This is a genomic window from Herbaspirillum rhizosphaerae, assembly GCF_046025915.1.
Taxonomy (GTDB): domain Bacteria; phylum Pseudomonadota; class Gammaproteobacteria; order Burkholderiales; family Burkholderiaceae_D; genus Herbaspirillum; species Herbaspirillum rhizosphaerae_A.
Genome location: NZ_JAQQFR010000006.1, coordinates 218133 through 237508, shown reverse-complemented (window position 1 = coordinate 237508; position 19376 = coordinate 218133). Strand labels below are relative to the sequence as shown.

Below are 19376 nucleotides of genomic sequence, written 5' to 3'. Positions count from 1 at the left end.
GACTATTGTTCCTCCGGTGGCGGGACGGTGGCATTGGCTGGTATAGGATGTTTTAGGCTTTCTGGGTAGGGCAGTGCGGATACAACGCGCACTTGATCTCCCGGGAAAAAGTGAACATAGATCGTCCCCACCTCGTCATACCGCATGATATTGGTCGTCTTTTCCACCCATTCCCGTCCATTGGGTTTCCAGCGCACCTTGACTTTCATTCCCGGAAACCACGTCTTGGGCAGGGCGTAGCCGGCGGCGATGATGCCACCGCAGTTAGTGCCTCCAGCTTCACGACCTCCCAACCGACTGCTTGATGCAGGTTCCTCAATGTAAAAGGAATGGATATAGCCGGTGCCGTGTGTCACACAAGAAACCGAGACATATTCCCTTGGTATGGGCACATACGATATCGTGTCAGCCCTCTCCTGTACGGCCGGCAAAGGCGTATTGCAGGCAGTCAATGCAGAGATGCTTGCGAATAGTAGTAGTAGAAGTAGTAATTTTTTAATCGTCATCGTTGTTTTCCTTAGAACGTATTCCCTGAGAAAAGTACAACCTGCCAATCTCCGCGAAGATAAGGGCGTTGTAAACACACACTCAGCTGCAGGCTCAATAAAACCAGGAAAATTCGTCAAATATGGAGAGTGTATTTCTGCCTGCTATCGGGAAAATTTGTCGTTAGCAGGATTCAAAAATATGTTTGTAATTGTCCTTGGCAGCAGAACATGCACGCTCTATATGAGCGATATGATCCCTAAGGAATTTGAAGAGATTGTCTACGTGCTTGAAGAGGCGAAGAAGCGCACGAGGTCAGATACAGTAAATTTTATGAGTAGCTCTGCCAGGTGTTCTATATGCAACTCACCGGCTGCCCGCGGAAAATGTCTTGTCAAAAACTGTTCGCCCCGGCGGTCTCGGCATGTGGAAAAGGGGCTTGAAAAATAAGATGGATAACGCACGTGAGAGGCTCGTGGGGCAACGCCAGCTTGCAATTTTCCGGTCAAGAATTCTTGAGCATGCCATTCACAGACCATCACCACGTTCTTAGGCAGACGCACGCACCCGGCTCTTCGCTTCCGCCGTCTCCTTCACCGGCGGCAGGCCGAACATCCTGCCGTATTCCCGCGTGAACTGCGGCACGCTTTCATATCCAACTGCAAACGCGGCACTGCTCGCGCTCACGCCCTCCGACAACATCAACCGCCTCGCCTCGATCAGACGCAACTGTTTTTGAAATTGCAACGGCGATAGCGAAGTCACGCTGCGGAAGTGTTGATGAAACGACGACGGGCTCATCCCCGCCACGGCTGCCAGATGCTCCACCGGCAATGACTGTGCAAATCCGCTTCTCAGCACCTCAACCGCACGTGCGACCCGGCGCGCCTGACTGTCCGGCCATCCAAGATTACGAATCGCCGCACCGTGCTTGCCGGCCAAGAGCCAGTAATGAAACTCCCGCACCAGTTGCGCATGCAACACCGGCAGCGAGGCCGGACGATCAAGCAAGCGCATCAGCCGCAACGCTGCATCAGACACTTCGCTATCGGTTGGATCGACACGCATCGGCCACGCGCCGTCTTCCTTGACGACATCCATCTGCATCGCCAGATCAGCGATGACCGCCGGGTCCAGCTCCATCACCAGCGACAGATAAGGTGCGGCAAGGCTTGCACGCGTGATCTGACTGACCGTCGGCACATCCGCCGTGATCAGCAGTGAGTCACCGGCGGAAAACGAAAAAGCCTGCGCGCCCATCGTGACATGCTTGCTTCCCTGCAAGACAAGACAAATCAATGGCCGCGAAATCGCATACAGAAGATCACTGACCTCGGTTGCACGCACGATCGTCAACCCCGCAATGGGCGTCTGCGCCAGCCCGATCCTGTCGGCATGGGACTCGGCATAGCGATGCACGGTAGTGAGTAAAGTGGTCATGCTGCAAGCCTACCTCGTCGCAGCCGAACGCGCATCCCATTTGGAGGATTAGGCAAGGAACGTCGAGTTTCCGGTAACCACGCGCCCTGCCCGGATCCGATACTGCGGCTTCCCATCCACGCAGCATCTCATCAGCAAGGAAGCGCATCATGTCTAAAATCACCCTCGTCACCGGCGCCAGCCGTGGCTTAGGCCGCAACACCGCATTGAGCATCGCACGCCACGGCGGCGACGTTATCGTAACCTACCAAAGCCGCAGCGAAGATGCCCAAGCCGTCGTCGCCGAGATCCAGTCCATGGGATGCAAGGCAGCCGCCCTCCAGCTCGACACCGGCAACGTCTCCACCTTCGACGCCTTCGCCGACCGCCTGCGCGGCACGCTGCACGAAACCTGGTCGCGCGATACCGTTGACCACATCGTCAACAACGCCGGCCATGGCGACTACGCCCTGCTCGGCCAAACCACCGAAGCCCAGTTCGACGGCCTGGTCAACGTCCACTTCAAGGGTGTCTACTTCCTGACCCAGACCCTGCTGCCCCTGATTGCAGATGGCGGCCGCATCGTCAACCTGTCGTCGGGCCTGACCCGCACCTCCTTCCCCGGCTACGCCGCCTATGCAGCGGCCAAAGGCGCGGTAGAAGTACTCACCCGTTACATGGCCAAAGAACTCGGCCCACGCGGCATTGCCGTCAACACAGTCGCGCCCGGCGCCATCGAAACCGACTTCGGCGGCGGCGCCGTACGCGACAACCCGGACGTCAACAAACTGTTTGCAGGAATGACCGCACTAGGTCGCGTCGGCCTACCGGACGACATCGGGCCGATGATCGCGAGTTTGCTGTCGGAAGACAATCGCTGGGTGACCGCACAGCGGATTGAAGTGTCGGGTGGTCAGGGGATTTGAGTTGTTGCGGATAGCTCCAAATCCGTCGTCCCCGATAACGCTGGTATCCAGTGACGTTAGCGCATCAATCAACAGTTATAACGAAGCTGGGTTCCAACTTTCGTTGGAACGACGGAGGAAATAAGGCCAGGCAAACGAAAACCATCGCAGCACCCTGGCGATGCGAAGCGAGCCAGTCTCGAAGTCCGCTTGAGAGTAGCCGGTGACGGCGGGTGCAAATCGGAAAAAGAAGGGAAAAATGTCTGAGCGAAGCGAGTTGTTTTCCCTTCCCGATTTGTGCCTGCCGACGCCGGGAACCCTCGAAGAGGGCTACGACCCAGCGGCCGCCTTCTTTTGCTTACTTTTCTTGGCGGAGCAAGAAAAGTGAGCGGCTGCCGGGCCGCCCCCGGCAAAGGTTGATCGAAGAAAGAAAAGAATCAATGACAGAAGAAGGAAACAGGAACAACTCAACCAGAAGTGGAAGCAGAAGCTGATCTATAGAAAGGTAAAGAACGAGCAACCAACCTCCCCAACACCCCCTGCCCCTCAACCCAATCCCCCAACCCCGACTCCGAATTGATATGCCCCACCTCCCCGGCATAAACAAACTCACTCCCCCACACGCCTGCCCAGTGCTGCGCCCGCTCAGCAGTCATCCAGGGATCATCCCCACTCCCCACCACAATCGACGGAAACGGCAACGCCACCTGAACGGAATCCGCTACAGCAAACTTGACCGGATCCGCCGGCGCCACCAGCAAAGCGCCCGCAATCAACCCGGCATCAGCAGCAGCCCGATACACCGTAGTAAGACAACCAAAGCTATGTGCAACAATCAGCGTCGGCCGCGCATCGCGCTGCAAAACATCCAGCAAGCGCTGCGACCACACCGGCAAATCCGGCGTATCCCAGCGGTCTTGCTCGACGCGTTCAAAGGAAGGATAAAGACGCTGCCAGCGCGACTGCCAATGCTCCGGCCCGCTGCCGTGCAATCCTGGGACGACCAGCACACGAAAATCAGCAAGACGCGGCGAACTGCTCCGATGCGCTTTGCCACTCTCCGATTGCACTGCTGCCGTCTCGCTCATATCAGGCCACCTTGATGTCGGAATGCGTGGTCGCCGAATGATGTCCGACCGGCAATGCCAGCGTCGATTTCGGTGTATCCCACAGATAGCCCTGAGCATACACCGGCAGCGCAAGAGCTTGCCCGAACGCCTGCAGTTTGATGAATACATCCGGATTTTCAACACGCTTGAAGACGACCCGGATATCTTGCTCACCGGCGATGCGCAAGAGCTTCTCCGTGCTTTGCTCATCGACAATTTCACGCGCATCGACCTTGATCAGATCCGGCTTGACCTTATCCAGCAAAGCCAATGCGTCGCGTGCATCGGCAGCACTGATGCCGAGCCTGAATCCATTGCGCCGGTAATTGTCCAGCACATAGTTCAGCAGCCAACTCTGATTCTGCGTGATCACAGGCATTTGCAGAATGATCTGCTCATGCGGCAACTCCAGCATGTTGAGAATGCGCCGGAAGGCAATACCGTGATTGCTGTCGACCGCTGCCAACAGACGCGCATGCACACTCAGATGGAGACTGACATTGTCCTCAACCTGGCGATAAAAATTGATGGAATGCAGCATGCGGCACAAACGATCCAGTTCGACCGATTCGTCATCGCTGGCGGCCTGATCGAGCAGACGCCACAAGTGCAAGCCGCTGTCGTCTTCCGAATAGCTGCGCGCGAATCCTTCGTGCGCGACGATAGCGGCGTCAGCGGTCGTCTTGCTGCCAAACGCTCGTATCGGTTGGAAGGCGGACGTCAGCGTTGTATTGAAATACTTGCCTTGCGCCCGCCCGTCCGCATCCAGCCACACCCTGGACTCTTCCCTGACGGAGCCGTTGAGACGAGCAAGATATTTTTCCAGGGCTTGATACTTCATCAATGGCTCCAATGCAATATGAGCGGCTAACAAAACGCCGCTGTCGGCGTTGCTTCTCCTAGCCGTACTTTCGTACTGTCTTCGTCGGCGCGCCTTGCCATCGGCGCTTTGTTAGCCGCTCTAAAGATGCAGCCAGAATCAGAGCTTGGCGATCGATACTTCGGTCGCCTTGACCAGTGCAACGACTTCGCTGCCGATCACCAGGCCAAGGTCTTTGACCGAGCGTGTGGTGATGACGGAGGTAACGATACCGGCTGGTGTCTCGACATCGACTTCGGAGACAACGGATCCCTCGATGATGGCTTTTACTTTGCCCTTGAATTGGTTACGGACGTTGATGGCTTGAATGGTCATGCTTTGCTCCTTGAGGGACTGCGGTTAAAAAATGAAAATGCGATAAATCAAATGGCCCACTGCACCTGGCTGACGCTCTTTTGCAATGAGATATCGCCGAGCGTGCTGTCCGGCGCACTGGCCGGATGTTGCAGCACACGCGACAGAATGGCTTCTTCGATCTGGGCGAACACGAGGTTGCCGCGTGCACGCGGACGTGGCAGATCGATGGTCTGATCGAGCGTGATACGACCATCTTCGATCAGCACGACACGGTCCGCCAGCGCGATCGCTTCCTGCACATCGTGGGTCACCAGCACGGCGGTGAAGCCGCGCTTTTGCCACAGCGATTCGATCAGTTGCTGCATCTCGATACGTGTGAGCGCATCCAGCGCGCCCAGGGGTTCATCGAGGAGCAACAGTTCCGGATCGTGCACCAGTGCGCGGGCCAAGGCCACGCGTTGACGCTGGCCGCCGGACAACACGGCCGGCCACTCGCCGCCGCGCTCTTCCAGACCGACCTGGCGCAAGGCTTGTGCCGCCGACGCCAGCGCCGATTTCGGCAAGCCGAGCGCGACGTTATTCAGTACGCGCTTCCACGGCAACAGGCGCGAATCCTGGAACATGATGCGCGTCTCAGGTTGATGCCCGTCCTCAGCAAAGGCAATGTCGCCGCTGGTGGCAGTTTCCAGCTTGGCGATCAGGCGCAGCAAGGTGCTCTTGCCGCAACCGCTGCGACCGACGATGGCGACGAACTCGCCCGGCTTGACGTCGAGTTCAACCGACTTCAGCACTTCGCGGCCGCCGTAGGATTTGGACAGCGCCCTGGCCAGGACTCGAACCCCGCGCACCCCACGCACTTGGCGTTCAGCGGTGTTTTTTACTTCAGTCGTTTCCACGTGATTGTTTTGCATCATGTCACCCTCTTTCATTGGTAACCCGGATGCCAACGCAACCAGAATTTTTCCAGACCGCGCGCCAGTACATCGGCCAGCTTGCCCAGCAAGGCGTAGAGCAGGATGCCGACCAGCACGACATCAGTCTGCAGGAACTCACGTGCATTCATGGTCATGTAACCGATGCCTGCCTGGGCCGAAATCGTTTCTGCCACGATCAGCAGTACCCATACCAGGCCCAGCGCAAAACGCACGCCGACCAGAATCGATGGCAAGGCGCCCGGCAGGATCACATCGCGGTACAGCGGCCAGCCGGACAAGCCATAACTCTTGGCCATCTCGATCAGGCCTTTGTCGACCGAGCGGATACCATGAAAAGTGTTGAGATAGATCGGAAAAAACACACCGATAGACACCAGAAACAGCTTCGACATTTCATCAATACCGAACCACAGGATCACCAGCGGAATCAGCGCCAGCGCAGGAATATTGCGCACCATCTGCAAGGTGGTATCGAGCAAGGTTTCGGCCTGACGGAAGGTACCGGTCAACAGACCGAGCAACAAACCCAACCCGCCACCGACCGCAAAACCGGATGCCGCACGACCGGTGCTCACACCCAGATGAACCCACAGTTCACCCGTCACTGCGAGATGCCAGGCTGCACGCAATACGGCGAACGGTTCCGGCAAGATACGGCTGGACAACCAGCCCGCCTGCGCGGCGATTTGCCAGAAGACGATCAGTCCGACCGGCAAAGCCCACGACGCCAGTTGCTTGCCGCCGAAACTGTCACCGCGTTCGGTCTTGCGTACCGATTTAGCTGGTGCGGAGACTGTCGCTGCCACCGCCACCGCATCCGGCACGCCTGAACTTGTGATGCCTGCACTCATGTCGATTCCTTAGCTTTCGGAGACGCGAAGTTCTTGCGACTCTTTATTGGCTGCCGTTTTGGCTGCCGTTGCCTTGGGCGCCGACGGCACGTGGGTGTTGGCCACAATTTCACCGAAAGGACCGGTGATGTTGAAGCCCGGCAGATCTTCTTTCTGCTTGCGTGGCAACAGCGGGAACACCAGTTCTGCAAAACGGTAGGACTCTTCCAGATGCGGGTAGCCCGACAAGATAAAGGTGTCGACGCCCAGATCGGCGTATTCCTTCATGCGCGCGGCCACCGTCGGGCCATCGCCGACCAGCGCCGTACCGGCGCCGCCGCGCACCAGACCGACGCCAGCCCACAGATTCGGACTGACTTCGAGCTTGTCGCGCCTGCCGCCATGCAGCGCAGCCATGCGACGCTGCCCCTCCGAGTCCATCTTGGCGAACGACTTCTGCGCTTTTTCGATGGTCTCGTCGTCGAGCTTGCTGATCAGTTCATCCGCGGCGCGCCAGGCGGCTTCGTTGGTTTCGCGCACGATGACGTGGAAGCGAATGCCGAAGCGCAGCTTGCGGCCGGCCTTTTCGGCGCGGGCGCGCACCTTGGCAATTTTTTCCGCCACGGCTGCTGGTGGTTCACCCCAGGTCAGATACACGTCGACTTGCTCTGCCGCCAGGTCGATGGCTTCGTCCGACGAGCCGCCAAAATATAGTGGCGGATACGGTGTCTGGATCGGCGGATAAATAGCCTTCGCGCCCTTGACACTCAGATGCTTTCCTTCAAAATTGGTCTCTTCACCGGTGTGGGTCTTGGTCAACACTTCACGCCAGATCTTCAGGAATTCGTCAGAGATTTCGTAGCGTTCCTTATGGGTGCCGAAGATACCGTCACTCTCTTGTTCCGCCGGATCGCCGCCGGTGACGACATTGACCAGCAGACGTCCACCGGACAGACGGTCGAAGGTTGCCGCCATGCGTGCGGACAAAGTCGGCGCGCTCAGGCCTGGACGCACTGCGACCAGAAATTTGAGTTGTTTGGTTTCTGCAATCAGGCTCGACGCCGTCACCCAGGCGTCTTCACAGGATCGCCCCGTCGGCAGCAGCACGCCGTCATAGCCGAGAGTATCAGCGGCAACGGCGACCTGTTTCAGATAGTCGTGGCTGACGCGACGGCCGCCTTCCGAAGTGCCGAGATAACGGCTGTCGCCATGGGTGGGAAGAAACCAGAAAACGTTCATTGCAGACTCCAATCAGTAAATTCGTATTTGCACCACGCTCCGAAGAGCGCGGTACACGGATGCTGTTACTTCAGCACCGCTTCCTTGACGTTCAGTTTTTTCGGGATCAGCTTCAGCTCGAAGAAGGCATCGGCGATGCGTTGCTGCTCTTCCAGCACCTTGGCGTCGACCGGCTTGAAGATGTGCTCGTAGCGCTTCAGGCTGACTTCGATCACGTCGGCGTCCAGACCTTGAATCGGTGCCAGCTGTGCTGCTGCTTCTTTGGTGTTGGCGCGGATCCATTGACCTTCTTTGGTAATTTCTTCCAACAGGACTTTGAGGATCTCGCCGTTCTTTTCAGCAAACGGACGTGCGCTCAGGAAGAACTGGTGGTGGCTGACTGCGCCGACACCTGTAGCCAGACGGCGTGCACCGATTTGCTTTTCGGCGGCGGCCTGGAACGGATCCCAGATTGCCCACGCATCAACAGCGCCTTTTTCAAATGCAGCGCGCGCATCGGCGGGCGCCAGGTAGACCGGCTGGATATCGCTGTATGTGAGACCGGCTTTCTTCAACAAGGCGACGACCAGCCAATGCACGTCGGAACCTTTGTTGAAGGCAATCTTCTTACCCTTGAGTTCGGCGACGGTTTTGATCGGGGAATCCTTTTGCACCAGCAAGCCTTCGGCATTCGGTGTCGGGATTTCATAGGCGGTGTAGACAAAGTTGGCGCCCGCTGCCTGTGCGAATACCGGCGGAGCTTCGCCGACATAGCCGAAGTCGACCGAACCAACGTTCAATGCTTCTAGCAGTTGCGGACCTGCGGTGAATTCGGCCCACTTCACTTCCACGCCTTGCGCTTGCAGACGTTTTCCCAATGCGCCGTGCGCCTTGAGCAGCACCAATGTGCTGGCGGCTTTTTGATAGCCAATGCGCAAGACAGGCTTGGACTGTGCCGAGGCGACATTGCCGAAGCCAACAGCAGTTACAGCGACGGTCAAGGCCGAAAACAGGCTAAGAACGCGGCGTCTGGAAAAATATTGTTGTGTGCTCATGTTGTTTCCCGAATGTTTTTTTGGCGTAACAAGATCCCTCCGCGTTGCTATGCATGTCGCGGATAGTGGAATGTTCTGGTTAAAAGTGAAGCGCTGAGTATTGCTGAATGATGAGTGCTAAATGCTGCGTCTAAACGCTACATCGGATCTGCGAAAACGGAACGTCGGTGAATTCTCCCGGTGCGGTCTTGTGCAGAGCAATCAGGCTGCTCGACAGTTGTTCGACGCCTTCCTGGACACGCGCAATGATCGGCGCATCGAGCACCAGGCCATCCTGATCCGACCACACCACCTGCGCTTCCGTTGCGTAGATGCTTGGCAAGACATGCTTGGGATTCAACGACGACAACACCGGACGCAACGCATAGTCGAGCGCCAGCATGTGTGACTGACTACCACCGGTCGCCAGCGGCAACACCAGTTTGTTGGTCAGGCCGAATTGCGGCAGCAAGTCGAGGAAGGCTTTCAGCGCGCCGCTGTACGCTGCTTTATAGACGGGCGTTGCGACGACAACAGCGGAAGCTTCTTCGACACGGGCCAACGCAGCCTTGATTTCAGGATCGTTGAAATCGGCACGGATCAGCGCCTGTCCCGGCAAGTCGCGTACATCCAGTTTGGAATAGCGATGTCCCAAGGCCGCCAGCTTGTCGCCGACATGATGCAGCAAGCGCGTGGAACGGGATGGTGCGGAGGGACTACCGGCCAGCAAAAGAATCGTCATGGTGAAAGCTCTAAGGGTGAATCTCGGTGAAGACTCCGGAAGCCGTTGTCAGGCTTCCGGATTCATGCGTAGCTGAAGTACGGTAGCTGAAGTACTTCTTAATTACTCCTGCATTACTTCTTATTCGGCACGTACAACTGATCGAAGCTGCCACCGTCAGAGAAGTGATCCTTCTGGGCTTTTTGCCAGCCGCCGAAAGTATTGTCGACCGTGATCAGGTTGACCTTCGGATATTGCGAAGCGTACTTCGCAGCGATCTTCGGATTGATCGGACGGTAGTAGTTCTTGGCGATGATTTCCTGACCTTCGTCGGAATATAGGTGCTTCAGATATTCTTCTGCGACCTTGCGTGTGCCGCGACGATCAACGACTTTGTCGACGACTGCGACAGGCGGCTCAGCCAGGATGGAGATCGATGGTGTGATAACGTCGAACTTGTCCGGGCCCCATTCCTTGAGCGAGATCAGCGCTTCGTTTTCCCATGCCAGCAGGACGTCGCCGAGGCCGCGTTCAACGAAGCTGATGGTAGCGCCGCGTGCGCCAGAATCCAGCACCGGCACGTTCTTGAACAGTTTGGAGATGTAGTCGCGTGCTGCGGCGTCATTGCCGCCCTTCTTCAATGCGTAGGCCCATGCCGCAAGGTAATTCCAGCGTGCGCCGCCGGAAGTCTTCGGATTCGGCGTGATCACCGACACGCCCGGCTTGATCAGATCGTCCCAGTCCTTGATGTGCTTTGGATTGCCCTTGCGCACCAGGAACACGATGGTCGAGGTGTACGGCGAGCTGTTGTGCTCGAGGCGCTTTTGCCAGTCAGCCGGCAGCAGCTTGGCTTTTTCGGAGATTTCATCGATATCGTAAGCCAGCGCCAATGTGACGACGTCAGCATCGATACCGTCAATGACCGAGCGGCCTTGCTTGCCCGAACCACCGTGGGATGCCTTGATGGTCACGTTATCGCCGGTCTTGGCTTTCCAGTACTTGGCGAAGGCCTTGTTGTAGTCCGCGTAGAGTTCGCGAGTCGGGTCGTAGGATACGTTCAGCAACGAGATATCTGCGGCGTGCGCCAGCGGCACGACCTGCGAAAACAAGGCTGCCACCGCAACCGACTTGATAAACTTTTTCAACATGATCTGCATCCCTCTTGGTTCAGTTTTGTTCTGGAGGTCACAGATTAATGAGTGGGCAAGAAAAAACGAACGAATACTTTCTTCTCTCAATATGCGAAAAACAGATATGCAATAGCAACGCCGCTGAATATAGACGCCGCCTGTTCATATCAAATTCGTATAAGGGAATCACTGGCAGCAATATAGCGTTTGGGCGTGGTATCGCGACCTATCGCCGAATCAATGTTCGACCGTTTCTTTCGATCTGCGCTGTCGAAACGACCTCAGTTGCTTTCACTTGTATATATAAATGCCGTTTCATTTTGATGCCAGTAGAACTACTGGAAGCGCCTTGGAAAGCCCGGAAAAATGCCTCGTCTTAGCGCACCGCCTTCTTCTCTTTTTCACAATGTGGTATAAAGAACCTATTGCAATGCATCAAACACTGATATGAAAAAAGAAGCCCAAGACGAGACAGGCGCGATATCGATTCAGGTCATTGAGCGCATGGTATCTCTGCTGGACGCTCTGGCAATGTATCCGGATCCGGTCAGCCTGAAGGAATTGTCGGCTGCGACAAAGCTGCACCCCTCGACCGCTCACCGCATCCTCAACGATCTGGTGGTGAAGCGTTTCGTCGACCGTTCCGAGCCTGGCTCATATCGCCTTGGCATGCGCCTGCTGGAGCTGGGCAATATCGTCAAGAGCCGCCTGAGCGTCCGTGAAGCGGCACTCGACTTCATGCGCGCCCTGCACCGCAAGACGCATCAAACAATCAACTTATCGGTCCGTCAGAGCGATGAGATCGTGTACATCGACCGTTCTTTCTCCGAACGCTCAGGCATGCAAGTGGTGCGCGCCATTGGTGGCCGTGCGCCATTGCATCTGACATCGACCGGCAAGCTGTTCCTGTCGATTGACGATCCCAAGGCAGTACGCGCTTATGCGACCCGTACCGGGCTGGCCGGACACAACAAAAATTCGATCACCGATCTCAGCAAGCTGGAACGCGAACTGAGCATGGTGCGTGCGCTTGGCTACGCGCGCGACAATGAAGAACTGGAACTGGGTGTGCGCTGCATGGCAGCCGGCATCCGCGACGACTCCGGCAAGCTGGTTGCAGGCCTCTCGATCTCAGCGCCGGCAGACCGCCTGCAGGAAGACTGGGTGGAAGATCTGATCACGACTGCGGCGCAGATTTCTTCTGCGCTGGGTTTTGTGAGTCAGCAGGATGGCGCAGCTTAATCACATGATTTAGCCTGGAAACAGGCGATAAAAAAGGCGAACCTCAGTTCGCCTTTTTTATTTGTTCGGCTATCTCGCATATCCGAGATAGCCGACTTGATCTGAAATCAACCTTCGTCAGCACGTCCGCCACGCAGATTCACGCGGGTCAGATTTTGCGGGCCTTGTTCGGACAGCCATTTGCGCATGCGCGCAGCATCGCCGACGTGCGACAGCTTGCCCTTGGAATCAAGGAACACCATCACAACCGAACGGCCTTCGATCTTGGTCAGCATGACCAGGCAATGGCCCGCTTCGTTGATGTAACCTGTTTTTTGCAGACCGATATCCCAATCCTTGCTGGCAACCAGACGATTGGAGCTGGCGTATTGCAGAGCGTGGCCGCTAGGTTCGACCATGTACTTGGCATCAGTCGAGTATTGGCGAATGACTGGATAGTTGTAAGCAGCGACCACCAGTTTGGCGAGGTCACGTGCGCTGGCAACGTTGTTGCTGGACAGGCCGGTCGAATCGACGTAGTGCGTATCCATCATGCCCAGCGAGCGTGCCTTGGCGTTCATCGCGGCAACGAATGCCGGGAGACCGCCCGGATAGTTGCGGCCCAGTGCTGATGCCGCGCGGTTTTCGGAGCTCATCAGCGCGATGTGCAGCATATCGTCGCGCGACAGTTGCGCACCGACGCGCAGACGGGAGCTGCTGTGCTTTTGACGATCGACGTCGTCATCGGTGACGGTCAATGTCTCTTCCATATTCTGGCGCGCTTCAACCACGACCAGCGATGTCATCAGCTTGGTAACCGAAGCGATCGGCAAGGCAACGGAGGAATTCTTTTCAAACAGAACTTGCGAACTCGCCTGGTCGATCACCAGTGCAACGTTGGAACGCAGTGCCAACGGATCTTGTGTCAGGTTCAGTCCGGCCATGTCACCGGCAGTCATGACTGGAGGAACGACCGGCACGGTCGGCATCGCGGACACGCGCTGATAAACGACGCGGCGCTTGCCGTGTACGTAAGCAACTTTTTTGACGAGTTTTTCGCGGTGATCGAGGGATGCTTGAGGGGCGGCGCGCTTGGGAGCAGCTTGTCGTCTGACGACGGCTTTCTTGACTACGGTCTTTTTAGCTGCAGTTTTCTTGGTATTGGCCGACGTTTGGGCCTGTGCGGGAGAAATGCCGGCCACCACGAAAAGTAGCGTAGTAACGACAGCTAGCGCAGATTTAAGCATTGGTGAACCTCCCCCTGATTGATACATACAAGAAACTGTTGGCAGTGTAGCAAATCAAGGAAAAATCGCAAGATAATTAGGTAGTTAGCGCAACTATTTAAACAACTTTCTTCAACAATGCGCTTTTTTTTACTTTTTAGAAACCTACGCGACTTTTTTCTGTGTCGCGATACCCCTGTAATTTGCTATAACCAGACCCGCCAGTACAAAAATAAAACCCAAAGCATGATACCAGTGTAACGTCTCCCCGAGGCACGCCATCGCGATAACAGACGCAAATACCGGCACCAGATGAACGCATTGAGATGCCCTGACGGAACCGATACGGTCTATGCCGTAATTGCATACCAGTGTTGCGAGAATGCTGGGAAACACTGCCAGATAAAAAACACCGATCAAACTGCTTTGATTGAGCGGTATAACGAACGCCCGCCCGCCTCCGTTGACGAGCATCAGAAAAGTTAATGCGATCAGTCCGATCACCCCCGTCACCCACAGATAAGCAAAGCTCGGCAAAGCGCGCGGACGTCGCGGCAACAGCAGTAAATAGAGACTCCACATCACCATCGCTACCAGCATCCAGCCGTCGCCGCGATTGAGTTGAAAATCTGCCAGACCGCCGAACGAACCGTGACTGATAATCATCGCCACGCCATAGAGAGAAACGATCACGCCGGCCAGCTCCATGCGTCCCGGACGACGCCGATGCAGCAATACCGACAGCAGCAGTGTCCAGACTGGAATTGAGGAATTGAGCAAGGCGGCGTTAGTCGCGCTGGTGAAGTGCAAGGCACCAAAAATGAGAGCGTTGTACAAGCCCGTGCCGAGTAAGGCCAACAAGGTCAGCAGCGGCAGCGCAGCTCGGATTGCCTGCCAATGGCGCACTACGTCGCGCAGCACAAACGGCGCCAGGATCACAAGGATCAACACCCAGCGCCAAAATGCCAGTGCCATCGGAGCAACTTGCTGATTGAGCGCTTTGCCGACCAGCATATTGCCGGCCCAGAACAGCGCTGCCGTGGCGAGCGCCAGAACGGCGAGGAAGCTGGATGAGCTGGATGAGCGCGGAGCTTTCATAGGCTGGCAGAGACTGGCGTGAGAAGAAATCCCGCAAGCTTAAGCGCCGCCTCATCCTTGGTCTAATATATTATTGAGACAGATTTGAGTCGCAGTTTATATTATTTACCAAACGTCACTTTTTGATCGCTTCGATCAACACGGTATCGATGTCGAAAGAGTAATCCTCGCCGACATGGAAATAATCCCGCACCTCGGCAGGGGCAGCACGCCACAAGGATTGAATCGCGGTGATGTGTTCGGGCGAAGTACGCATGCGCGCCACCCACGAAGCAAACTCCAGCGTGAGCTTCCAGCTCTTGGAGAACTCCACTTGCAAACCAGTCTGAGCAATCAGCTTCTTCCACGACGACATGCTGACGTTGCGCACATGCGAGGTATCGCGCAACAGTTCGATCGCCTGCACGTAGGTGTCGGCCAACACGTCTGCGGGCGCAGCAGTGTCGATCACGATGAAACGACCGCCCTGCTTCAGTACCCGCGCAGCTTCTTTCAAGGCTTTCGGCAAATTACGCCAGTGATGCGCGCTGAAACGTGTACAGACGACATCAAAGCTTGCATCGGCAAACGGCAGACTGTCGGCGCTGCCTTGCTGGATTTCGATATTTGGCAACTTGCGGTCTTCTGCCGCGATACGCACGACTTCCAGCATCTGCGCCGACAAGTCATAAGCAACCACTTGTGTCGCAAACGGCGCGACGGCAAAGCTGGCATGGCCACCACCACAACCCAGATCCAGCACGCGCGCTTGTGGATAGGCCGCAGCGTAAGCTGCGAGATCTTGCAGATCTGCGCCTTGGGCGTGGACGGCACTGGTCAGATACGACGCTGCGGTGGTACCGAATTGTTCTGAGATCACTTGGTTATGGCTACGCATTCCTGGCTCCTGATGGGAAAGAGAGTTAATAACAACGGCTGGGAAGTGCTAGTCTAGCGATCTTCTATTCTGGTACAAGTTCAGTGTTTATACTATTATCAAAACCAATAGTCTTGATGGACTGACTACTACCCTGACGCCTCACGCCGCCCTATCCGCACACCATGCAAAACGACGACATCAAACGCAAAGCACTCGGCGAATTCATCAAGTCACAGCGCGAGCAAACCTCGCCCGCGCTGGCCGGCCTCAGTCATTTGTCGCATGGCACTCGCCGCCGTACGCCGGGCTTGCGTCGTGAAGAAGTGGCACAACTGTGTGGCATCAGCGTGACCTGGTACACCTGGATAGAACAAGGACGAACCGACTCGATATCACCACAAGCCTTGTCGCGTATTGCCGACGCCTTGCACCTGCCGCGCGCCAAGCGTACCTATCTGTTTGAGTTGGCGGAAAAGAAAGATCCCGTGCATCAGGACGACCATGCGGAAATCGTGGCACCGGAAATCCTGGATGTGGTGCGCAATTTTCGCCAGCCTGCTTACGTGCTGGATCGCTATTGGAATGCGCTGGCCTGCAATGTTCCGGCAAAGAATTTATTCACGGGTTGGCTGAGCCCCAAAAGTGAACACAGCAACCTTCTCTATTTCACCTTTTGCACATCAGCGTCGCAGGGATTGATCACGGATTGGGAGCAACGGGCCCGCCGTCTTGTTGGCGAATTTCGTGCTGATTGTGGACAGTATCTGGACGATCCCCAGATCAAGCAGATGATTGAAGAACTCTCTTCACGCAGCAGTCTTTTTAAGCGCGCGTGGAGTTTGCAGGACGTAGTCGAACGTGAAGGCGGCGAGCGTTTATTCCAACATCCTGTGCGCGGGGCGTTGAAATATCAGCAAGTGAATTTTCGTGTGGCAAACCGGCCGGACCTCAAACTGATTACGCTGATGCCGGCCTGACTCTGCAATGCTTCAGGTTCGCCTCATTTCCTGACGACGAAGGCGACACCGATCACGGCCACCACCATGCCGGCAATACCCACCATGCTGAATGCCTCGCCAAACATTAGCCAGGCCATCACCGCTGTCGTCGGTGGCGTCAGATAAAGCAGGCTGGTAACTTGCGTCGCCGCGCTGCTACGGATCAAGGCGAACAAGAGGAAGATCGCACCGATCGACAAAGCAAAAATCGACCACAGCAAGGCGCCGATGAAATGCGACGTCCACGTGACCGTATGCAGGTCAAGACTGAAATCCTCTACGAAAATCGCGAACGGCAACAACACCAGCGCAGAGGCAAAGAATTGAATGATGGTGCCGGTACGCAAATCGAAATGCGCGCAAAACCGTTTTTGATACAAGGTACCGATCGTGATGGTTACCAGCGCCATCACGCATAACCAGATCGCCGTCCATGACAGGCCGATCAGTGAAATCTTGTTGGCGACCACCAAGCCGACGCCACACAGGCCCAGTCCCAGCCCCAACCACTGCCGCCCTTTGACGCGCTCACCGACGAACGGCGCAGCAAAAGCCGTCAGCACCGGCTGCAAGCCCACGATCAATGCACTGAGTCCGGCGGGCATGCCCAGCTTGATCGCCGTCCAGACGCCACCCAGATAAGCCGCATGCAGAAGGATGCCGGAGATTGCGATATGCACAGCCTGCTTGCCGCGCGGCCATGGCGCACGCAACACCCACACCAACGGCAGCAAGAACAACAACACGCCAATGAAGCGCAGTATCAAAAATGTCAACGGAGGTGCGTAAGGCAGCCCGAACTTGGCGACAATGAAGCCCGTGCTCCAGATCAGTACAAATGCCAGCGGCACAAGATTGAGCAACTGAGGATGCCAGGAACGATTTTCCTGTTTAGGATCGGACTGGTTACCGGTGGTGACGCGAATCATGATTGTCCAAAACGACTGCCTGGTGTCTCCGCCGGATCGCACCGTATGATGGGCCTCAAGTCATGAGGTCGGCACAGCGCGATCAACGCCAGTCGGCAGCATATCGACTGGCAAGCGTAATTGTTTGTATGTGAACGGCGACGGTGTCTTCGATGTTTTTTCCGTAACCGCCCGCCATCGTAACCGCGATCGGAATTTTTTGCTGGCGACCCAGTTCGAACACCAGTTTGTCGCGCTCGGCGAGGCCTGCCAGACTCAGCTTCATGCGACCAAGCCGGTCGCCCTCATGCGGATCGGCCCCCGCCAGATAAATGATCAATTGCGGATCAAAACGCACCATCAATTGACTCAATGCGTCTTGCAAGGTCGATAGATATTGCGCATCGGTGGCACCGTCCGGCAAAGCGACATCGAGATCACTTTGTTCTTTCTCGAAGGGATAGTTGCGCTCGCCATGCAATGACAAAGTAAAAACGGAATCGTCATTGGCAAGAATCGATGCGGTGCCATTACCCTGATGCACATCGAGATCGACGATCGCGACGCGAGACACGCGACGCTCGGCCTGCATCAGACGCGATGCCACGGCGGCATCGTTGAACACGCAAAACCCGGCACCATGATCTGCATAGGCGTGATGGGTACCGCCGGCAAGATTGACGGCGACGCCCTGCTCTATTGCGCTGCGACATGCGGCGATAGTCGCACCCGCCGACCGCCGGGAGCGCTCGACCATTTCAGGAGACCAGGGAAAGCCGATTTCTTTTTGCGCATGGTCGGATAACTGACCACGCGACACCAACTCAACATACTTCGGATGATGAGCAAGCGCGAGCACGCCATCGCTGGCAGCCACCGCTTCATGGAATTCCAGATCAGGTACAGCACTGGCCGCCCCCTCACGAATCATGCGGTATTTCACCATCGGGAAGCGATGACCGGCCGGTAGCGGCAGCACAAAATGGTCACTATAAAACGCTCTCAAAACAGCCTTCTTTCTCTCAAAAAAACCGACGCGGAAGTATGTATGTTGGCGTAAAAAAACAGCTGACAATCTTTTTAAAAATCGCCGACAAAAAATATTGACTTGTAAGTATTTTCACCTAAAATCCTAATTGTGCACCGCACAAATTCAGTTTCCAACAATACGTGTGCATGTTCCCTGAACCCTTCATTCTATTTTTAATCGAACCAAAGGACCACGAATATGACGACTCTCGCCGACCAATTTTCCGCCGCTACCAAAGCGAACTTCGAAGCTCAAATCGCACTGTTCAACCAGTTCGCAAGCAAAACTTTCGAGGGCGTCGAAAAGCTGGTGGATCTGAATTTGAAAGCCACAAAATCTTCCCTGGAAGAAACGCATGATGCAGTTCAAAAACTGCTGACCGCCAAGGATGCCCAGGAATTCTTTTCGTTGTCAGGTGCACAAGCCCAGCCGAGCGTGGAAAAAGGCATCGCTTATGGTCGCCACGTCGCCGGCATCTTCTCCAGCACCCAGGCCGAACTGACCAAGACAGCCGAAGCCCAGTTGGCGGAAGTCAATCGCAAGGTGATTTCGATCATTGACGAAGCGTCGAAGAATGCACCTGCCGGTACAGAAGGCGCCATCTCTTTCGTCAAGACAGCGATTGGTAATTTCAATGCAGGCTATGAGCAGCTCACCAAGAGCGCGAAGCAAGCCGCTGAAGCGATGGAATCCAATGTGACGACTGCGGTTGACCAGTTATCGCAAGCAACCGTAAAAGCAACAAGCCGCGGCTCGAAAAAATAATTTGAGCAACAACCCAACCCGGGCGGACAGAATTGGATATGATGACTGTTCTGCCCGGTTGCTTCATCACGTTGACACAGTTGTAACGCTGCAAGATTCCCTGAGTTTCACGCAACGACGCTTGTGCAAGACACGAATTCAGCAAAGAGGCGCACCCCGTTTTACCCGTAGCGCCTCAGAGCAATCTTTGTCTCCTCGGTATCTGATTTTCCTCCTAAGATACCGTTTCTGATGCCTCGGTGAGCCGGGGCATTTTTTTGCCCGTTCGACTCAGCCCTCCTGCCCGCTCCGCTGCCTCTTATTTCGA

General features: G+C 55.9%; 20 protein-coding genes. 4 read left to right on the top strand and 16 right to left on the bottom strand.

Translation table 11 applies throughout. The annotated features are described in order from the left end of the window. Window positions 1-2 precede the first annotated feature (2 nt). Both PQR63_RS11470 and PQR63_RS11465 read right to left on the bottom strand, forming a co-directional pair. Complete coding sequence (locus tag PQR63_RS11470; protein WP_408167988.1) at window positions 3-506, bottom strand: DUF3304 domain-containing protein; 504 nt, start codon at window positions 504-506, stop codon at window positions 3-5. 529 nt (window positions 507-1035) lie between these two features. Further along, entirely contained in the window at window positions 1036-1926 is an 891-nt protein-coding gene (locus PQR63_RS11465) for an AraC family transcriptional regulator N-terminal domain-containing protein (RefSeq protein ID WP_408167987.1), read from the bottom strand. Between the two features lie 149 nt (window positions 1927-2075). Between PQR63_RS11465 and PQR63_RS11460 the strand changes: the two genes are divergently transcribed. Continuing rightward, on the top strand, window positions 2076-2831 hold the full coding sequence (locus PQR63_RS11460; protein ID WP_408167986.1) for an SDR family NAD(P)-dependent oxidoreductase: 756 nt from the start codon (window positions 2076-2078) through the stop codon (window positions 2829-2831). Between the two features lie 446 nt (window positions 2832-3277). On the opposite strand, the gene PQR63_RS11455 is transcribed toward PQR63_RS11460, so the two are convergent. The 9 genes from PQR63_RS11455 to PQR63_RS11415 form a co-directional block, all read right to left on the bottom strand. Then, window positions 3278-3898: an RBBP9/YdeN family alpha/beta hydrolase gene (locus PQR63_RS11455; RefSeq protein WP_408167984.1), complete on the bottom strand. Its 621-nt coding sequence runs from the start codon at window positions 3896-3898 to the stop codon at window positions 3278-3280. Between the two features lies 1 nt (window position 3899). Further along, a complete protein-coding gene (locus PQR63_RS11450; RefSeq protein ID WP_408167982.1) occupies window positions 3900-4760 on the bottom strand; it encodes an EAL domain-containing protein in 861 nt (286 codons plus the stop codon). Window positions 4761-4898: 138 nt separating this feature from the next. Then, complete coding sequence (locus tag PQR63_RS11445; protein WP_007884497.1) at window positions 4899-5114, bottom strand: TOBE domain-containing protein; 216 nt, start codon at window positions 5112-5114, stop codon at window positions 4899-4901. Window positions 5115-5161: 47 nt separating this feature from the next. After that, the gene (locus tag PQR63_RS11440; protein ID WP_408168092.1) at window positions 5162-6007 is read right to left on the bottom strand and encodes an ATP-binding cassette domain-containing protein; all 846 of its coding nucleotides are present in this window, start codon (window positions 6005-6007) and stop codon (window positions 5162-5164) included. 14 nt (window positions 6008-6021) lie between these two features. Then, window positions 6022-6882 carry an aliphatic sulfonate ABC transporter permease SsuC gene (ssuC, locus tag PQR63_RS11435; RefSeq protein WP_408167980.1) on the bottom strand — a complete coding sequence of 287 codons (861 nt, stop codon included), beginning with the start codon at window positions 6880-6882 and terminating at the stop codon, window positions 6022-6024. Window positions 6883-6891: 9 nt separating this feature from the next. Beyond that, window positions 6892-8100, bottom strand: coding sequence for an FMNH2-dependent alkanesulfonate monooxygenase (gene ssuD, locus PQR63_RS11430; RefSeq protein ID WP_408167978.1), 1209 nt, complete (start codon window positions 8098-8100; stop codon window positions 6892-6894). Between the two features lie 65 nt (window positions 8101-8165). Further along, window positions 8166-9134 (bottom strand): sulfonate ABC transporter substrate-binding protein, encoded by a 969-nt coding sequence (locus tag PQR63_RS11425; RefSeq protein ID WP_408167977.1) that lies wholly within the window; start codon window positions 9132-9134, stop codon window positions 8166-8168. Between the two features lie 130 nt (window positions 9135-9264). Continuing rightward, window positions 9265-9855 (bottom strand): NADPH-dependent FMN reductase, encoded by a 591-nt coding sequence (ssuE, locus tag PQR63_RS11420; protein WP_094564344.1) that lies wholly within the window; start codon window positions 9853-9855, stop codon window positions 9265-9267. A gap of 113 nt (window positions 9856-9968) precedes the next feature. Beyond that, the gene (locus tag PQR63_RS11415) at window positions 9969-10982 is read right to left on the bottom strand and encodes a sulfate ABC transporter substrate-binding protein (RefSeq protein ID WP_408167976.1); all 1014 of its coding nucleotides are present in this window, start codon (window positions 10980-10982) and stop codon (window positions 9969-9971) included. A gap of 429 nt (window positions 10983-11411) precedes the next feature. On the opposite strand from PQR63_RS11415, the gene PQR63_RS11410 reads away from it, so the two are divergent. After that, window positions 11412-12206 carry an IclR family transcriptional regulator gene (locus PQR63_RS11410; protein ID WP_408167975.1) on the top strand — a complete coding sequence of 265 codons (795 nt, stop codon included), beginning with the start codon at window positions 11412-11414 and terminating at the stop codon, window positions 12204-12206. 107 nt (window positions 12207-12313) lie between these two features. Here the strand turns inward: PQR63_RS11410 and pbpG are convergent, their stop codons facing one another. From pbpG to PQR63_RS11395, 3 genes are all read right to left on the bottom strand, one after another. Further along, the gene (gene pbpG / locus PQR63_RS11405) at window positions 12314-13432 is read right to left on the bottom strand and encodes a D-alanyl-D-alanine endopeptidase (RefSeq protein ID WP_408167974.1); all 1119 of its coding nucleotides are present in this window, start codon (window positions 13430-13432) and stop codon (window positions 12314-12316) included. A gap of 144 nt (window positions 13433-13576) precedes the next feature. Then, window positions 13577-14509 carry a DMT family transporter gene (locus PQR63_RS11400; protein ID WP_408167973.1) on the bottom strand — a complete coding sequence of 311 codons (933 nt, stop codon included), beginning with the start codon at window positions 14507-14509 and terminating at the stop codon, window positions 13577-13579. 115 nt (window positions 14510-14624) lie between these two features. Further along, window positions 14625-15386 carry a class I SAM-dependent methyltransferase gene (locus PQR63_RS11395; RefSeq protein ID WP_408167972.1) on the bottom strand — a complete coding sequence of 254 codons (762 nt, stop codon included), beginning with the start codon at window positions 15384-15386 and terminating at the stop codon, window positions 14625-14627. 164 nt (window positions 15387-15550) lie between these two features. Here PQR63_RS11395 and PQR63_RS11390 point away from each other — a divergent pair, with 164 nt between their 5' ends. Beyond that, entirely contained in the window at window positions 15551-16345 is a 795-nt protein-coding gene (locus PQR63_RS11390; RefSeq protein ID WP_408167971.1) for a helix-turn-helix transcriptional regulator, read from the top strand. A gap of 23 nt (window positions 16346-16368) precedes the next feature. On the opposite strand, the gene PQR63_RS11385 is transcribed toward PQR63_RS11390, so the two are convergent. Beyond that, window positions 16369-17295, bottom strand: a complete 927-nt coding sequence (locus PQR63_RS11385) for a DMT family transporter (RefSeq protein WP_408167970.1) — start codon at window positions 17293-17295, stop codon at window positions 16369-16371. 82 nt (window positions 17296-17377) lie between these two features. Further along, entirely contained in the window at window positions 17378-18280 is a 903-nt protein-coding gene (locus PQR63_RS11380; RefSeq protein ID WP_408167969.1) for a histone deacetylase family protein, read from the bottom strand. A 222-nt stretch (window positions 18281-18502) separates the two neighbouring features. Here PQR63_RS11380 and phaP point away from each other — a divergent pair, with 222 nt between their 5' ends. Beyond that, window positions 18503-19069: a TIGR01841 family phasin gene (gene phaP / locus PQR63_RS11375; RefSeq protein WP_408167968.1), complete on the top strand. Its 567-nt coding sequence runs from the start codon at window positions 18503-18505 to the stop codon at window positions 19067-19069. The last annotated feature ends 307 nt before the right edge of the window (window positions 19070-19376 follow it).